General features: G+C 73.2%; 7 protein-coding genes. 2 read left to right on the forward strand and 5 right to left on the reverse strand.

Features of this window, described 5'->3' with window-relative positions:
* Window positions 1–78 precede the first annotated feature (78 nt).
* Both G4D85_RS02295 and priA read right to left on the reverse strand, forming a co-directional pair.
* Entirely contained in the window at window positions 79–6,129 is a 6,051-nt protein-coding gene (locus G4D85_RS02295; protein ID WP_240359031.1) for a DnaJ domain-containing protein, read from the reverse strand.
* A gap of 14 nt (window positions 6,130–6,143) precedes the next feature.
* The gene (priA, locus tag G4D85_RS02300) at window positions 6,144–8,531 is read right to left on the reverse strand and encodes a replication restart helicase PriA (protein ID WP_164007418.1); all 2,388 of its coding nucleotides are present in this window, start codon (window positions 8,529–8,531) and stop codon (window positions 6,144–6,146) included.
* A gap of 73 nt (window positions 8,532–8,604) precedes the next feature.
* Between priA and G4D85_RS48755 the strand changes: the two genes are divergently transcribed.
* Window positions 8,605–8,760 carry a hypothetical protein gene (locus tag G4D85_RS48755; RefSeq protein WP_205525385.1) on the forward strand — a complete coding sequence of 52 codons (156 nt, stop codon included), beginning with the start codon at window positions 8,605–8,607 and terminating at the stop codon, window positions 8,758–8,760.
* A 35-nt stretch (window positions 8,761–8,795) separates the two neighbouring features.
* Here the strand turns inward: G4D85_RS48755 and G4D85_RS02305 are convergent, their stop codons facing one another.
* Window positions 8,796–9,422, reverse strand: a complete 627-nt coding sequence (locus tag G4D85_RS02305; RefSeq protein WP_164007420.1) for a glutathione binding-like protein — start codon at window positions 9,420–9,422, stop codon at window positions 8,796–8,798.
* 175 nt (window positions 9,423–9,597) lie between these two features.
* A complete protein-coding gene (locus G4D85_RS02310) occupies window positions 9,598–10,353 on the reverse strand; it encodes a hypothetical protein (RefSeq protein ID WP_164007422.1) in 756 nt (251 codons plus the stop codon).
* Between the two features lie 149 nt (window positions 10,354–10,502).
* On the opposite strand from G4D85_RS02310, the gene G4D85_RS02315 reads away from it, so the two are divergent.
* Complete coding sequence (locus G4D85_RS02315) at window positions 10,503–11,354, forward strand: PorV/PorQ family protein (RefSeq protein WP_164007424.1); 852 nt, start codon at window positions 10,503–10,505, stop codon at window positions 11,352–11,354.
* A 1-nt stretch (window position 11,355) separates the two neighbouring features.
* Here the strand turns inward: G4D85_RS02315 and G4D85_RS02320 are convergent, their stop codons facing one another.
* Window positions 11,356–16,371: a hypothetical protein gene (locus G4D85_RS02320; RefSeq protein WP_164007426.1), complete on the reverse strand. Its 5,016-nt coding sequence runs from the start codon at window positions 16,369–16,371 to the stop codon at window positions 11,356–11,358.
* Window positions 16,372–16,388: the final 17 nt, after the last annotated feature.

The raw sequence follows: 16,388 nt of genomic DNA on the forward strand, positions 1-16,388 counted from the left end.
GTCTTAACTCCACCCGAGCGGGCGGGCAACCGTGTGTGACGGCCTGCGACCGCCGGGCGCACGGCTGCCCACCGGGCGTCAGTCCAGCAGGCTGCGGGCGTACTCCGCTCGCAGCCGGTCGTCCCCCAGGGCCTGGGCTGCCTCGGAGAGGACACTGCGAATCTGCTGCGCGCGGTGCTGGAGCGCCGGGTCCGGGTGCCCGGCGAAGCGCAGCGGGTGGAACTCGGCGGCCAGCAGTTCGTAGGCGCGCTTGACCTCCTCGCTGCCGGCGGTGCGGGTCAGCCCCAGCACGGTGAAGTAGTCGGCGTCCTGAATCTCCTCGAACTTCGACTCCAGGCGACGCACGTCCAGCTCCGGCGGCAGCTCACCGGAGTCCTCGTCGCTGGCCTCCTGGAGCCTGATGAGCCCGAGCGTCCGAGCCACCGCGAGCGCCTTGAGGGCGGCCTCCTGCGGCAGCCCCGCGCCCAGCAGCAGGGCCTCCAGCGTGTGCTCGCCGTCCACCTGCGACAGGAGCTGCAAGTCGCGGGGAGCCAGTCCGAAGTCGTCGGGGGCCAGGTGGATGTCGCCCCGGGTGACGCGCGCGCGCAGGCTGCCGGCCGCCTCCAGCAGGGCCTCGGAGGTGAGCGTGTTGCGCAGCGCCTCGGCCAGCAGGTGCAGCGGAGGGCGCGTGGCGGCGGCGAGCGCCACCTCGTGCGGTGCGGGCTCCGGCACCAGCCGGTACAGCGTGGAGGGCTCGGCGAGGGCGTCGAGGAAGACCTGCTCGGTGTAGCGCTGCACGAGCGGCACGGACTCGGACTCGCGCAGGTAGCCACGGCCTCGCAGCGCGTCCAGCAGCGCGCCCGTGGTGGCGCTGCGCACCAGGCGCAGCTCGCCTTCCTGGCGCGCGTCGATGAGGCCATCCGCGCGGGCCCGGTCGATGAGCGACTCCCCCTGCGCCGAGGAGACGGCACCCACGAGCGCGCCATCTCTCAGCCAGAGGACGCGCAGGGCGTTCATCACCTTCAGCTCCAGGCGCATCTCCATGCGCGCCTCGCAGAGCCGGAGCACCAGCTTCGCCAGGCCGTCCTGGGTGACGCTGCCGCTGCGAGACACCGCCAACTCGGGCCGACCGGGCGGGGTTTCCAGCGGGAGCAGCGCGGCACGGGCCTGCGCGGCGGCCTCCTCGGCCTCGCGACGCCCACGCTCTTCCAGCTCCACGCGCTCACGCTCGGCGCGGACGCGCTCCTCGGCGGAGTCGGCCTCCAGCTGCGTCTTCTCCGCGCGCAGGGCTTCCAGCGCCTTCTCGACGGCCTCGCGGGCTTCACGCTCGCGCGCGAGCTCCTGGCGGAGCGTCTCGGAAGCCTGTCGCGACTGTTCGAGCCGGCCCTTGAAGGTGGCGAGCTCGGACTCGGCGGCGCTCCGGGCCTGGGACGCCTCTTCGATTCGGGATTCCGCGGCCGCGCGCTGTTGGGACTCGGCCTCCAGTCGGACCTCGAGGGCCGTGCGGTGACGACCCTCGGTCTTGGCACGGGCGACCGCTTCGGTCGCGGCCAGCGCGGCCTGCTGCACGAGGGCCTCTGCTTCCGCCCGGGCCTTCGTCTCGAACTCGGTGCGAGCCTCGGCTTCGGCCCGGCGCTTCGCTTCGGTCTCTGCCCGGGCGTCTGCTTCGGCTCGCTGCTTCGCCTCGGCTTCGGCGCGGGCTTCGGCTGCGGCTCGCTGCTTCGCCTCGGCCTCGGCTCGGGCTTCGGCTTCGGCTCGCTGCTTCGCTTCGGCCTCGGCACGAGCCTCGGCTTCGGCCCGTTGCTCCGCCTCTGCCTCAGCGCGGGCCTCTGCTTCGGCTCGCTGCTTTGCTTCCGACTCAGCGCGGGCTTCCGCCTCGGTGCTGGACGTCGCGCCCGCTTCGGCACGGGCCTCGGATTCAGTACGCGCCTTTGCCTCGGCCTCCGCGCGCGACTCCGCCTCCGCTCGCTGCTTCGCTTCCGCCTCGGCACGGGCCTCGGCCTCCGCGCGCTGCTTCGCTTCCGCCTCCGCTCGCGACTCCGCGCTGGCACGCTGCTCCGCTTCGGTCTCGGCTCGGGCCTCCGCCTCGGCCCGGAGGCGCGCTTCCTTCTCGGCGCGCGCCGCTGTCTCTGTCCGGGCCTTCGCCTCGGACTCCGCGCGCTCCTCCGCTTCGGCCTGAGCCAGCGCCGCCAGCTCCGCTCGGGCCTCCGCCTCGGCGCGAGCGCTGGCCTCGGAGGTCGCGCGCGTCTCCGCCGCGAGCCGGGCCTCGGCTTCGGCTTCCGCCCGCTCCTCTGCCGCCTCACGGGCGCGAATCTCCGCCTCCGCGCGGTCCTCGGCGGAGGAGGTCGCGGTCTCCGCCGACTCCGCGCGGGAGTCCGCATCCCGGCGGGCCTTGGCCTCCAACTCGGCCCGGGACTCGGACTCCACGCGGCCGGCGGCCTCGGACTCCAGGCGCGTCTCGACTTCCTTCAGCGCCTGCATCGCGGCCTTGGCGCGAGTCTCCGCCACGGTGCGGGCCTTCACCTCTTCCCGGAGGCGCGCTTCGAGCTTCTCGATGCGCACCTGCAGCTCACTGCGCGCGAGGGCCTCCGCATCGGAGCGCACCTGCGCCTCATCGCTGGCGGTCGCCGCGTCCTGGGCCCGGACCTCCGCCTGCACACGGGCGTGCTCCTGCGTCTCGGCCCGTGCCTCGGCGTCGATGGCCCGGGTCTCCATCTCCGCGCGCGTCTCCGCTTCTTCACGGGCGCGAGCTTCCGCCTCGCTGGCACGCGTCTCCGCCTCGGCACGGAGACGGGCCTGTTCCTGCGCCTCGGTCTTCAGCTCCTCGAGCTGCGCTCGCAGCTCGGTGAAGTCGTGCTCGCGCTCCTCGATGCGCCCGAGCGCCGCCCTCGCGGCGGCATCCACGGTGGCGCGCTCGCGAGCCTCGGAGCCAGCGCGGGTCTCCGCCTCTTCGAGGCTTGCCTGGAGCGTGGACACCTGCTCGCGCAGTTGCTCCAGCTCGGCGTCACGCTGTTGGATGAGCTCGCGCTCTGCCTCGGCCTCGCGGCGCAGCGTCTCCGCTTGCGAGCCCTGCTCGTCCAGCGTGGCGAGCCGCTCGTGAAGTTCCTGGACCTGGCGCTCCGCTTCTTGCCGCAGCTCCACCTCACGCGAGCGCGCTTCCTCCAGCGCCTGCTCCCGCAGCCGGGCCGCCTCCGCCAGCTCCTCCGCCACGAGCCGCAGCGAGGACTCCTGCTCGCGCGCGGCCTCCGCCTCGACTCGCAGCGCGGCTTCACGGTCCAGCACGCCGCGCAGCGACTCGCCGAGCTCACGTGCTTCCACGACCTGCTGCTCGACTTCGAGGCGGCGCGCGACTTCCGCCTCCAGCTCGGCGCGCACCGTGCGCACCCGCTCGTGCGCTTCAGCGAGGTGGCGCTCCGCCTCCTCCTGCTGCGCCTGCCACTGCGCGAGCAGCGCGGACGGGGCCCCTACCGCGCTCGCGGGCTCGCCTTCCGCCATCCGCGTCGGGGCCTCCTCAGGCGACTGCTCATCCAGGTACGCGGGCGCGTCCGGAACGGAGCTTCCATCCCAGCCCGCGTCCGCCTCGGAACCCGGGAGGGACGAGGACTCCGGCTCCGCTCCAGTCGATCCCCACTCCAGCGTCTTCGGTCCAGGCGCGGTCGCGGCGGGGGCACCGTCCGTGTCCGAGTCGAACCAGTCCGCGCCCGTGCTCGTGCCGGAGGCCACGGTGTTGGCCGTCGCCGGGTCGCTCCACCCCTCCGCCGTGCCCGCGGCCGGGGAGGCGTCGGGATCGGCGGCGCTCCAGTCTTCATCAGAGCCCGGAGCAACAGCCGGGGGCGCGTCCGATTGTCCCCAGGCCTCACCCGGGCCCGCGGCCGCTACGCCCGCGGTGTCGGCCTCCGAGTCGCTCCAGTCCTGCTCATCAGCGCTCGCGCCCGAAGCCACACCGTCGGCGGACTCCGCGTTGTTCCAGTCACGCGCATCAGCGCCTACGCCCGGAGCCACGCCATCGGCGGGCTCCGCGTTGTTCCAGTCACCCGCATCAGCGCTTGCGCCCGGAGCAACGCCATCGGCGGGCTCCGCGTTGCCCCAGTCCTGCTCATCAGCGCTTACGCCCGGAGCAACGCCCTCCGCTGCCGCCGAATCGCTCCAGCTTTCAGAAGCGGCCGTGCCCGAAACGACACCCTCGTCGGCTTCCGCATCGCCAGCGCTCGCGTCCGCGGCAGCACCCTCACCAACGTCAGCGCCGTCATCAGCGCTCCCGCCGGTAATCAGGGTGTTGGCGGCTTCCGAGTCGTCCCAATCCTCACCCGAGCCCTCAGCCGAATCCGACTCGGACGAGGACAGTCCCGCCTCCTCCGCCTCGCGAGCTCGCACCGCGGCCTGCAGCTCCGCTTCCAGCACATCCCAGGCAGACGGCACGGCGTCCGCGTCGTCTTCGGCACCCTCGGACTCCGCGAGGTCTCCGTGCTCAGAGTCCTCCTCGCTCCGCGCCGCTGCATCCCAAGCCGCCTTCCCCGACTCACCAGGGGTCTGCGCCGCGACACTGCCCTCGGTGGGACCGGCCTCTCCCGGTGCTCCGGCCTCGGGGGAATCCGTCCCCAGCTCGGCCTCCGTCCCCCACTCCGAGCCCTGCTCGCTGGAACCCTCCCAGCTCCCCTCCGGAGCCGCACCGGCGTCAACGGGAGCGGACGGAGCCGGCTCGGCCCACCGCACCGCCATCCGCGCGGTGTTCTCCATCTCGGGGTCCGGAGGCAGCTCCATCCAGGACGGAGTCCCGCTGGCGGCCGCCGCGAAGGGCGCCTCCGCTTGCGGCGTGGCGTCCTGCGAAGTCCCGGGCGTGTCGACGTCGAAGAACCCCTCGTCCCCGAGCTGGGGCGCCGCACCCACAGGCCGGGCAACGGGCGGCGAGACGGGCTCCTCCGTCCACGCGAGCCCTCCCACCGGCGGCGACAACTCCGAGGACAGCTCCGCCTGCTCACGCGCCAGCGCCGCGTCAATCTCCAGCTGCGCCAGGCGCTCGGTCTCCGCGCGAACCTCCGCCTCCACGTCCCCGAAATCTGACGAGGGATCCGCGCCCGACTCGAACTGCGAAGCCCCATCTCCGACGTCTGGCGGCGAGAACTCCGCGCCCGGCTGAGACTCCGAAGCCCCGTCCCCGAACTCTGACGAGGGCTCCGCAGCCGGCTGGAACTCCGACGCCCCGTCCCCGAACTCTGACGAGGGCTCCGCTCCCGGCTGGAACTCTGAAGCCCCGTCCCCGTACTCTGGCGAGAACTCCGCGCCTGGCTGAGACTCCGAAGCCCCGTCCCCGAAATCTGACGAAGCCTCCGCGCCTTGCAGCGGCTCTGAAGCCCCCTCTTCCGGGACAGGGGCCTCCGCTCCTGCTCCATCCACCGGCGCAGCCGGGTCCTCCGCTCCCGCGCCATCCTCCGCCGGAGCCGCCGGAGTCCCCTCTCCCCAGCCGTCCCCCACCTCCGTGCCGAGCGCCGAGTCGATGGAAGCCATCGCCTGCGCCTCCACCTCCTTGTGCGCCAACTCCATGGCGGAGAACATGACGAGGGTCGTCCGGTGGTCGCGCTGCTGGGCCTCCTCGTGGGCGTTGCGCTCCTCGCGCGTCATCGCCGCCAGCTCCCAGTCCGTCTGGTGCAGCGGGGCCAGGTCACCGAAGAGCGCGTTCGCCAGCGCCGGGTCTCCCGCCACCGGGCGCGGCGCCGTGGCGTGCCAGGACTCGGTGTCGTCCGCCGGAGTCGCGGGCCCGGACGCGGGCAGGCTGCGGTTCTCCACCACGTGCCAGGCGTCCGCCTCCGTCGGTGCGCGGATGAGCGAGGCCACCAGCGCCATGAAGCCCGTCCCGTCCAGCGGCAGCGGGGCCACCGGCGCGCTGAAGCCGGCAATCGGCTCGCCCAGCAGCAGCACGCGGGCCTTCTTTCCCTCCGGATGCTGGAGCAACTCTTCCAGCACCACGTGCCCGCGTCCGCTCTCCACGCCCGGGGCGAGCACGACGAGCACGGGCAGGTGGTGCCCGAAGCCGATGAGGGCATCCGCGGCGGAGGTGGCGAGGATGACCTCGTACCCTTCACGCGTGAGCAGACGCCGCACCGCGGCGATGGTGGCGATGTCGTCGTGTACGAGGAGAACCGGTGCGCCCATGGGGGGCACCGAGTCTACAGCATGGCCCCCGGATCCACGTCGATCACGACCTTCACCCCATTCGGAACGTCCCCCAGGGCCGCCTCCACCCTGGCGAGCAGCGGGGCAAGCGCCGCATGCGTCGGCCCCTTCACGAGGAACTGCCAGCGCGTCTTCCCCCGGATGCGGGAGATGGGCGCCAGGGCCGGCCCCAGCAGGCGCACCCCCGCCGAAGCAGGCGGCATGTGCCGCGAGACGAGGTTGCCCAGGTGGCGAGCCACCCCGGCCACCTGCTCGGGGTGCTCACCCTCCAAGCGGATGGCCGCCATGCGCGAGTAGGGCGGGTACGCCAGCGCCTTGCGCCACTCCAGCTCCTGCTTCGCGAAGCCGTCGAAGTCGTGGGCCAGCACCCGCCGCACCGGCTCCGCGTCCGGGTTGTAGGTCTGCACCAGCACCTTCCCCGGGTCCTTGCCCCGTCCCGCGCGCCCGGAAACCTGGGTGAGCAGGTGGAAGGTGCGCTCGGCGGCGCGGAAGTCCGGAATGGACAGCGACGTGTCCGCCATGACGACGCACACCAGCGTCACGCCCGGGAAGTCGTGCCCCTTGGCCACCATCTGCGTGCCCACCAGCACGTCCAGCTCCCGGCGGGCGAACGAGGCCAGCATCTCCGTCAGCCGCTCCGCGCTGGTGGCCGAGTCCCTGTCCAGCCGGGCCACGCGCGCGGTGGGGATGCGCTCCAGCACCTCCGCTTCCACCTTCTCCGTGCCGACGCCCAGCTTGAGCATGGGGCCGGTGCACTCCAGGCACCGGTCCGGCAGCGGCATGGCCAGCCCGCAGTAGTGGCACACCACCCGGTTCTGCGAGCGGTGGTGCGTGAGGCACACGTCGCACTCGGTGCACTTGAGCGACAGGCCGCATACCTCGCAGATCAGCACCGTGCTGTGCCCGCGCCGGTTGAGGAAGAGGATGACCTGCTGCCCGCGGCCAATCGTCTCCTCCATGGCCGCCAGCAGCGGCGGGCTGAGGATGGGCGCCTCCTCCGTCACCATGCCCTCGCGGGGACGCTCCACGCGCAGGTCCACCAACTCGATGGTGGGCATGGGCCGGTCATCCACCCGGTTCTTCAGCTCCAGCAGCCGGTAGCGCCCGCGCTTGACGTTCTCCAGCGTCTCCAGCGCCGGCGTGGCCGAGCCCAGCACCACCACCGCCCCGGCCTGCTTGCCGCGCACGACGGCCAGGTCCCGGGCCTGGTAGCGCAGCTTCTCCTCCTGCTTGAAGGACGGGTCGTGCTCCTCGTCCACGACGATGAGCCCCAGGTTGTCCACCGGAGCGAACACCGCCGAGCGCACGCCGACGGCAATCTTCACGTCCCCCCGGCGCAGCGCCTGCCAGTGGAAGAGGCGCTCACGGTCCTTCAGCGCCGAGTGCAGCACCGCCACCTCCGCGCCGAAGCGGCTGCGGAAGCGGCCCACCAGCTGCGGCGTCAGCGCGATTTCCGGCACCAGGATGAGGCTGCCCTTGCCTTGCGACAGCGCATGCTCCGCCGCGCGCAGGTACACCTCCGTCTTCCCGCTGCCGGTGACACCGTGCAGGAGGAAGGGCTGGAAGTCGCCCACGTCCAGGGCCGCGCGCAGCTCCGTCACCGACGTGGCCTGCTCCGGGGTGAGGCGCTCGGGCCGGCCCTGCATGAGGCCGTCCCTCACGCCGGCCTCCAGCTTCTTCTCCTCAATCCGCGCCATGCCCCGCGCGGCCAGCTTCTTCAGCGTCTCGCGGGCGCCCGGAATCGCGTGGGAGACCTCCTCCAGCGGCGCGCGCCCTCCCACGGCCAGCAGGTACGCGAGCGCGGCGGACTGGGCGGGCGCGCGGTGCAGCTCCGGAGGCACCTCGGTGACGAGCGCCACCGCGAAGAGCTGCACGTCCGGCTTCGCTTCCTTCTCGTCCACCGCCTTGGACAGGCCGGGGGGCAGCGCGCCGCGGATGACCTCGCCCAGCGGGTAGCGGTAGTGCACGGCCGCGAAGCGCAGCAGGGCGATGAGGTCCTTCGGCAGCGACGGCGAGTCCTCCAGCACGCGCTGGATGGGCTTGAGCTTGACGCCCTCCTCGGCGGGCGGGGAGGCGGGCCCCAGGTAGAAGCCCAGCGCCGTGCCCCGGCCGAAGGGCACCAGCACGCGCTGGCCTGGCGCCAGCTGGCCGGCGAGCGCGTCCGGCACCGAGTAGGTGAACTCGCCCCGGACGGGACGGCCAACGGCGATGGAGGCCAGGACGGGAGGGCTCACTGCGGCGCCCACTGTAGCGGCGCCTTCGGGCTGGGACAGTTCCCGGCGGCTCCTCGCACCGGACGTACGCACGGACATGGAACCCCGGGTGGAGGGGGCCGCCTCCGGCTTCGCGCCCGTGTCGTCCCACAAGGCTTGCTGTTCCATGACGCTCCCTTCGACCGCCACCCCAACCCCGACCGTCCTGCTACCGGGGTTCACAGTGCCGGATGGGTCTGACATGGCCTCGAAGGTGAAGGACTTGCGCGGTAGTCCGTTCCAGGAGCGTGCTGCCGAGCCCATGAACGTCCGCCCGCCCCAGCCACACCGTCAGGACAGGGGGCGGCTGGAGCCGTGCGTCTCGCGGGAGCTGCGCCTTCCCGAGCGGGGCCTCTAGCGTGAGACCCCGGCCCGGGTGGTGCGCGCGGCGGGCTACCGGCCCACGACCTTCTTCCACGACGGACGGCTGCTCACGCGGTTCCACCACGCGGCCACGTTCTTGTGCTGGTTGATGAGCTCCACGCCGCCGGAGACCGCGAAGAACTCCATGTACGGCATCCAGGACACCTCGGCGAGGGAGAAGCTGTCGCCCGCGAGGTACTGCTGCTTGCCCAGCACCGGGTCGATGACGGCGAAGACCTGCTCCACGCCCTTGAAGCCCTCCGCGATGCGGGCCTCGTCCGGCGCGCCGCCGCCCATGTGCGGCTTGAAGAGGCGCTCGAAGAAGACCTTCCCCGCCGCGGGGGTGAAGTAGGAGTGCTCCACGCTGATGTACTGCTCCATCAGGCCATAGCCGCGCGCGTCGGTCGGCGTGAGCGAGGGGCCCGACAGCTTGCGGTCCAGGTAGCGCATGATGGCGCGCGACTCGTAGAGCATGCCGACCTCGGCGTCCTCGAAGGCGGGAACGACGCCGAACGGCTGGCGCGCCACGTGCGCGGGCTGCTTGTGCTCGCCCTTCATCAGGTCCACGAGGACGAACTGGGCCTCGTGGCCCTTCTCCGCCAGGGTGGTGAGGACGGCGCGCGTACAGCCGCTCATCGGATGGCCGTAGACCTTCATGTGTTGCTCCTCTTGCGTGGCGGGCCGGGTGGAGCCCCGGCCAAGCGTGGCCGGACTCTTCCCCCCAGACGCCGCGCGCCGCAAGGGAATCAGCCCAAGGAGGAGGGGCTCCGCGCCCGCACGCCCGCACGCCCGGCTGCGTCAAGGGCCACGGACGTGTGACGACGGGCCGCGACTACGGCGTGAAGAGCTTCTCCGGAATCGTGGCGCGGTTGTCGCCCTTGAGCGCGGTGAAGCGCAGCGCGCGCTGTCCGCCCTTCCAGACTTCGATGGTGCGCGGCATCCACTCACCGGTGGCCGGCGACGTGTAGTCGAGGAAGCGGATGTCCCAGGCGGTGTTGGCGCTGTCCGTGTAGCGCAGCCGCGCCGGGCGGAAGGAATCCTTGTAGACCCAGAACTGAGGCCGGCCCTCGGCCATCTCGCCAAGCACGTACGCCACCTCGCCGCCGAAGCGCGCCAGGCCGGTGCGGCTCGTATCCACGCCCAGCGACTGGAGGTACTGCTGCAGGGACTCCTTGAGGTCCTGCACGTTGCCGCCGCCAGCGGCGAGAATCGGACACACCTGGGAGACGAGCACCGTCATGGCCGGAATCTCGGTGCCCTCCGAGCGGCGGCGGCCCCCTGCCTGCACGGCGGCGGCGCGGGCGTTGCCGTCGGGCACGGAGGCCTCGAAGCGGCAGCGGCCCGGCACGCGCAGGTACAGGATGCCATCGCCCTGCACTTCCGGGCGGTCCGTGGGGGTGCCGAGCGCGGCCCCGGCCTCCTTCACGGCGGCGCCGCTGAAGCTGAGCGAGCCCTCCACGCGAAGGGAGGACAGCCTGAGCTCGTCGCGTTCGGCCACCGTGCGGCGGAGGATGGAGCCTCCGGGCAGCACATAGGCGCCCGCGGCAAAAGAGACCAGGACTGCCAGGAGTGCGGCAATGCGCTTCACGGCTTCTCCGTCTTGACGACCTCGCGCGGCGGTTCGAGCAACCCGGGGCGCTCAAGGCGCGGAGGCGAGATGGGTCAGATAGCCCACGTTGGGGCCGGGAATCTATTGATGGCACCCGCCCCCTTCAAGCTGGATAGGATGCCAACGACATGCCGATCCGCCCCACTGTCCTGCTGATTGCGCTGTGTGTGTCCACCGCCTCCCTGGCCCAGCCCGCGGAAGACTTGCGGAATTTGATGAGCGCCCGGGCCTACGGCATGGGAGGTGCCTACCGGGCGCTGGGCCTGGGGACCGAGGCCGTGCTGGGCAATCCCGCGGCCATGGCCCTCTTCCCCGCCTACCGGGTGGAGGGCACGGGTGCCTGGGACGTCGAGACGAAGGAAGGCCTGCTGGGCATCTCCGTGCTCGACGCGGCCTCCAGCCGGCTCGCCATGGGCATCGACTACCACTGGGTGAGCCTGGGCCGGGGCGGCGCGCGCACCAGCGCCCATTTCAGCTCCCTGGGCGTGGGGCTGCCCCTGAACCAGGCGGTGATGCTGGGCGTCGTGGCGCGCTACCTGCGACTGAGCGGCGATTCGCGGTACGCGAACTCCGTCACCGGGGACGCGGGCCTGCTGCTGCGCCTGTCGCCGTCGTTCATGGCGGGGGTGTCCGCGCACAACCTCATCGACACGGACAACGCGGAGCTGACGCGCTACTTCACGGCGCACGTGGGCGTGCTGACGCAGCAGTTGACGGTGGCCGCCGACGTGCGCGCGGACTTCGTCACCGAGAACACCAACACCTTCACGTACAGCGCGGGCCTGGAGTACCTCTTCGGGCAGGTGCTGCCGGTGCGTGGCGGCTACACGTATGACGGCTTCCGGAAGATTTCCCAGCTCAGCACGGGCATCGGCTTCGTGTCCGAGGGCGGCGGCGGGCTGGACCTCGCCTACCGTCATGACCTGGGCGGCGAGAAGGGGCGACTGCTGGCGCTCACCATCAAGCTGCTGATGCGCTGATTCAGCGCGACGCGCGCTGCTCGCGCAGCTCGTAGTACCGCTCGGACGCGGCGAAGCGCAGCAGCTCCACCAGCTCCGAGTCCTGGTTGCGGCGCGCGCGCAGGATGGCCAGGGCCGGCCCCACGCTTCCACAGGCGACGAGCCCCGCGCGGTTGGCGGAGTCGCGCGCCGCGTCCGCGAGCGCGGAGGAGTTGAAGTCGCGGGTGCCAGCGTCCAGCAGCGCGAGGGTGCGCTCCAGGGCCCGGGGCGAGAGCGAGTCGCGCACCACGCGAGCCTCGGGGCCGGAGGCGCGCGGGTCCTTGAGGATGGTGGACAGCAGGGCCAGCGCGCGCAGGAGCTGGCCTCCCTTGAGGGCGCGCAGGGCCATCAGGTCCGGGGACAGCGACAAGAGCGCGCGGCCGGCGTGGAAGCGGAGTTCGGCGGCGGACAGGGGCTGACGTATCGACAGGCGCCCCACGAGCAGGCGCGGCTGGCCCGCGTGGACGGCGGTGAAGGGCGGGCCGTCGTCCTCGGCGAGGACCAGCTCGGGCAGGTGGACGTCCAGCACGCGCGCGGCGGTGTGGAGCGCGTCGAGGATGGCGGGCGCGCCGGGGCCCGCGGAGGCGCGCAGGGGCTCCGAGGTGCCGGCGGCGCGTCCCTGGGCGGGGAAGAGGCGGCAGAGGGCAATGCCCGCGCAGGCGAGCAGCTCGCCGGAGGGCGTGCGCAGGCCGGGGTGGCGCAGGCCGGCGCGCTCTTCCAGGGTGAGCTTGGGGCGCTGGAGACGCGGCGCCGCGGGGGACTCGCGCCCGTCGAGTGCGTCGGCGATTTCGCGCATGAGCGAGGCGCGGCCGGGGTCGCCCCGGCTGTCGAAGTACTCGGCGGACTCGCGGTAGGGCTTCGCGTCGAGCGGGCGCTCGCGGAGGTGCTTGAAGGCGTTGGGCTCGGTGTCCTGGTAGGGCTCGGAGACGGCGGGGGCTTCGCGCGTCTCCGAGGCGCCGGGCCCCACCCGGGCGGGAGCTTCGGGGGCAGAGGGCTTCGCGGTGGCCGGTCTGGCCGGGGCGGCTACGGTGACGGTGCCCTCCGGGCGCGCGCGGACGATGCGTCGCACCTGCTGCATGGGGCCGGGAGGAGCTTCCCAGGAGATGACGCGCGTCTCCGCCACGGGCGCGGAGCCAAGGTCCACGGACTGTTCCGCCATGATGTCCATGGCGCTCTTGCTGCGGGGGAGCGACTCACCTTCAGCGGCGCCGCCGCGAGCCTGCGGCGCGGGGACACGGCCGCTCGCGCCGAGGGCCCGGGTCGCCATGACGGAGGGCTCGTCGTCGCTCACGGGCTGGGGGGCGCGGGGTGGAGGTGCCTTGTCTCCACGTGAGGCGGGGCCGCGCTGCGCAGCGGGAGCTTTCGCGGCTGGGTCGGCGCCTTCCGAGGGGATGAGGCGGGGCGGCTCGGGGCGAGCGGAGGGCTTCGGGGCCGGACTGGCGCTGGCCGATGGAGCGGGGCGCGGCGGCTCGGCGCGAGCGGGAGACTTCGGGACAGGGTCCGCGCTGGCCGATGGAGAGAGGCGCGGCGGCTCAGGGCGAGCAGGAGACTTCGGGGCGGGCTCCGATGGCGAGAGGCGAGGTGGCTCGGCGCGAGCAGGAGACTTCGGGGAAGGCTCCGCTGGGGAGAGGCGAGGTGGCTCGGCGCGAGCAGGAGACTTCGGGGCGGGCTCCGATGGCGAGAGGCGCGGCGGCTCGGCGCGGCCAGGCGCCTTCGGAGCCGGGGAGGCTCCGACTGGGGCAGGATTGCGCTGTTCGGCGCGACCGACGGGGACGCCGGGCGCGACGGCAACACCCGGTGCGGGGGGCGCGACGGAAGTGCGCTCCGCACGGGGCGAGGCGGCACCGCCCTTCACGTCGGGAGCCTCGCTGGCCTTGTCTGACTGGGACGCACGCTTCCCCTTGCGCGACGAGGACGGCGCATCACCCTTGCGGGCCTTCTTCCCTGCTCTTTCCCTTCCGGCGCTCGGTGGCTCCACGACGGCGGGTACGGCGCCCGGGTCCGTGGTGGAAGTGACCTCGTTGGCCAGCGCCGCGATACCCGAGGGCGTGAGGGACAACGTCGCGGGCGCCGGAATCAGGGGCGACTTCGGCCCGCTCGGCTCACGGCGTGGCGTGGCGCTGCGGGGCGGCTCGGGAGGAGGAACCTCTCGCTCCTCTCGCGCCTGCCGCAGACTCTCCGCTCGACGCGCGAAGACCTGCGCACGCTCGGAATCGCGGAGGACGTCGCGCCAGAGCCGGGCGAGCCGCTCCCAGGCGCGCTCGCGCTCCTGCTCGTCCTCCATGGCGGTGGCCGCGTGCTCCAGCGCCCAGGCCGCTTCGCCCATGCTCCCGCGCGCGGTGAGACGGTCCACCAGCAGCAGCCACGCTTCCTTGTGGCCGGGCTCGTACCGCACCGCCTGGCGCAGCTCGTTCAGCGCGGCCTCGTCGTCGCCCAGCGCTTCCAGCGTGGACACCAGCTCCAGGCGGGCCTGTCGGGCGGGAGGACCTCGGGACTCGCGGGCGAGCTGCGCGCGCAGGAGCTGGCCGAGCGCCTTCGGGTCTCCCAGCTTCCGCGCGAGCGCCACGAGCTGGCCCCGGGCCTGCTCACTCTCGGGGCTCTCCGCGAGCACCTCCGTCCAGGCCCACTGCGCCATGCGCAGGTCACCCAGCGACTCCTCCGCCGCCTGCGCGAGCATGCGCAGCCCTTCGAGCCGGTCGGGCGCGCGGCGGGGCGCGGCCGCGAGTGCGACCCGGAGCCGCTCGGCGGTGGCCGGCCGCTCCGCCTCGGAGACACAGCGAAGGAGCCCCGCGAGCACGGGCAGCAGTCCCGGCACGAGCGCCTCCGCCGCCTCGAAGTCCACGCGCGCCATGGTCGGCTCGCCCATGTGGAGCCATCGCTCTCCGCGCGTGAGGAGCGCGCCCGCGCGAGCCCGGGCACTGCGAGCCCGCTGGATGGCCTCGTCGAGCGCGCGCCGCACCAGGGACGCATCGCCACGCGTGGACAGGAGCCGCACCTGCTCCCGGAGCGCGGAGCGGTCCCCCGTCAGGTCGACGATTTCCCGGTACATGCGCGCGGCACCCGCGGGGTCCTGGAGCTCGTTCTCCATCACCTCCGCGAGACGGGTCAGGGCCTCCGCGCGCACGGACGCGTCCTTCGCCCGGTCGGCACGCTTGAGATAGAGCTGCGCCAGCTCGCGCCACGCCTGACGCGCGATGAGCTGGGCCTCCAGCTTCTGCGAGCGCGCAAGCTCCTCCGCGTCCTCGGGCTTCAGCCCCGGGCCGGCTTCCACACGTGCACCGGGAGCACGCCCCGCGCCTGGCGCCAGCGTGTCCGCGCCGTCAGCGCGAGCCGTGGGAGCACTTCCCACCGTGGCAGCGGGAAGTGGCGCTCCCGCGCCGTCCGCTCGGGCGGGGGTGGCTCCTGACGGCCGCGCCCCCGAGAGCGCGGCTTGCAGGTCCGCCATGGAGACTTCCTGCGTGTCCACGGGCGACATCGGCTGGGGAGGCTGCGCGCCCGGCGATTTCGCAAGCGGAGGAGCGCCCCGAGGTTCATCGGCCGGAGGAGGAGGTGGCGCTTCCGAGGTGACCTCACCCGTCGCTTCGTCATCCGTCCAGGCACCGGCGCGAATGTAGGGCGGCGGCGGGGCGTCCCGCTTCACCGGAGGCGGCGCTTCGTGCTCCTCGTCCTCGGGAGAGTCGGACCAGGGGACGGACAGGTGCTGTCCCCCGGTAGATCCAGAGCGCTGCTCGGAGGGCACCGTGCTGGAGGTCGCGGGTGGTTCCACCGCTGCCTTGCGAGGCTCGACGGTGGGCGTGCTCGAAGGCACGACCACGGCGGGCATCTCCACCACCGTCGGGCGCGACTCGAGCGGTGGCGGGCTCGGCGAAATGGCCACCGCGGGCATCTCCACGACAGTCTTGCTTGCTTCCGAAGCGGGCTTGCTCGCGGGCAACACCACCGCGGGCAGCTCCATCAGCGTCTTGCTGGCCTCCGGAGCGGGCCTGCTCGACGACGCCGCTACCGGCAGCTTCTCAGTCGGGCCGAGCGCCATCCCGAGCGCCGGCATCTCCAGCTCCGTCTTCGAGCGCGACTCAACCCGGGCTGCGTCGGGCTTCCCCTCTGGCGGCGACCAGGGCGCGTGCGGCGGAGGCGGAGCCACCACGGGAGAGGCCACCGCCGTCGGCTCGCGCGGCTCCGCGGACGCCACCGATGGGAAGGCCACTGCCGTCGGCTCCCTCGGCTCGGAGGAAGCCACCGACGGGAAGGCCACTGCCGTCGGCTCGCGAGGCTCGGCGGAAGCCACCGACGGGAAGGCCACCGCTGTCGCCTCGCGAGGCTCGGGCGGCTGTGCCTCCTCCGACCCGTCCGAGGCGGGCTCCACCAACGTGACCTCGCGATAACCCGAGTCCTCATCCCAGACGGCGGGGGCCTGGACGCCGGCCTTCCGGGTCGGGAGCTTCGCCAGCACGCCGCTCACGGTGGCGGCAGGCTCAGCGGTCCTTCCCGCTGGTGCCTCCGTGCCCCCCTCGACGTCGCCTCGCGCCCGCGCCTCGTGCTTCTTCAGCACCTGGAGTCCGTGCCGGGCCCGCCGGTCTTCGGGGAACTCCGCCAGCACGGCTTCCAGCGCGGCAATGGCGCGAGGGAGCTGCCCCACCCGCCGCAGCACCCTCGCGAGCTGCCGTTGCACCGCGCGGCGGACCTCGGGAGTCCCTCCCTGCGTGGCATCGAGCAGGGTGATGGCGGCGGCCTCGGTGCCGGCGAGCAGGGCGAAGCGCACGAGCGCGGCGGCCAGGCGCGGCGTCATGGCCTCGGTGCGGCTGGCTCGGGCGAGCTGGCCGAACGCACGGGCGGCGGAGCCCTCGCGCAACAGACCCACGGCGGACCGGAGGTGCCGGTCCACCGAGTCTTGCGCAGCCTCCTCCGGCCTCACGTCGGTTACGCCGGGCCGCAGCGCCTCAGGTCGGGCGGCTGGGGGCTCCGGCGTGCCGGCGCTCTTGCCGTTTCTCACGCCACCCATGGGTGGGGCAGTCTACA

This window comes from Pyxidicoccus trucidator (genome assembly GCF_010894435.1).
GTDB lineage: Bacteria > Myxococcota > Myxococcia > Myxococcales > Myxococcaceae > Myxococcus > Myxococcus trucidator.

Bases quoted from the DNA above. Each gene is read 5' to 3' on its own strand.
- G4D85_RS02305 (WP_164007420.1), bottom strand. From the start codon at position 9,422: ATGAAGGTCTACGGCCATCCGATGAGCGGCTGTACGCGCGCCGTCCTC.
- G4D85_RS48755 (WP_205525385.1), top strand. From the start codon at position 8,605: ATGGCCTCGAAGGTGAAGGACTTGCGCGGTAGTCCGTTCCAGGAGCGT.
- G4D85_RS02295 (WP_240359031.1), bottom strand. From the start codon at position 6,129: ATGGGCGCACCGGTTCTCCTCGTACACGACGACATCGCCACCATCGCC.
- priA (WP_164007418.1), bottom strand. From the start codon at position 8,531: ATGGAACAGCAAGCCTTGTGGGACGACACGGGCGCGAAGCCGGAGGCG.
- G4D85_RS02320 (WP_164007426.1), bottom strand. From the start codon at position 16,371: ATGGGTGGCGTGAGAAACGGCAAGAGCGCCGGCACGCCGGAGCCCCCA.
- G4D85_RS02315 (WP_164007424.1), top strand. From the start codon at position 10,503: ATGCCGATCCGCCCCACTGTCCTGCTGATTGCGCTGTGTGTGTCCACC.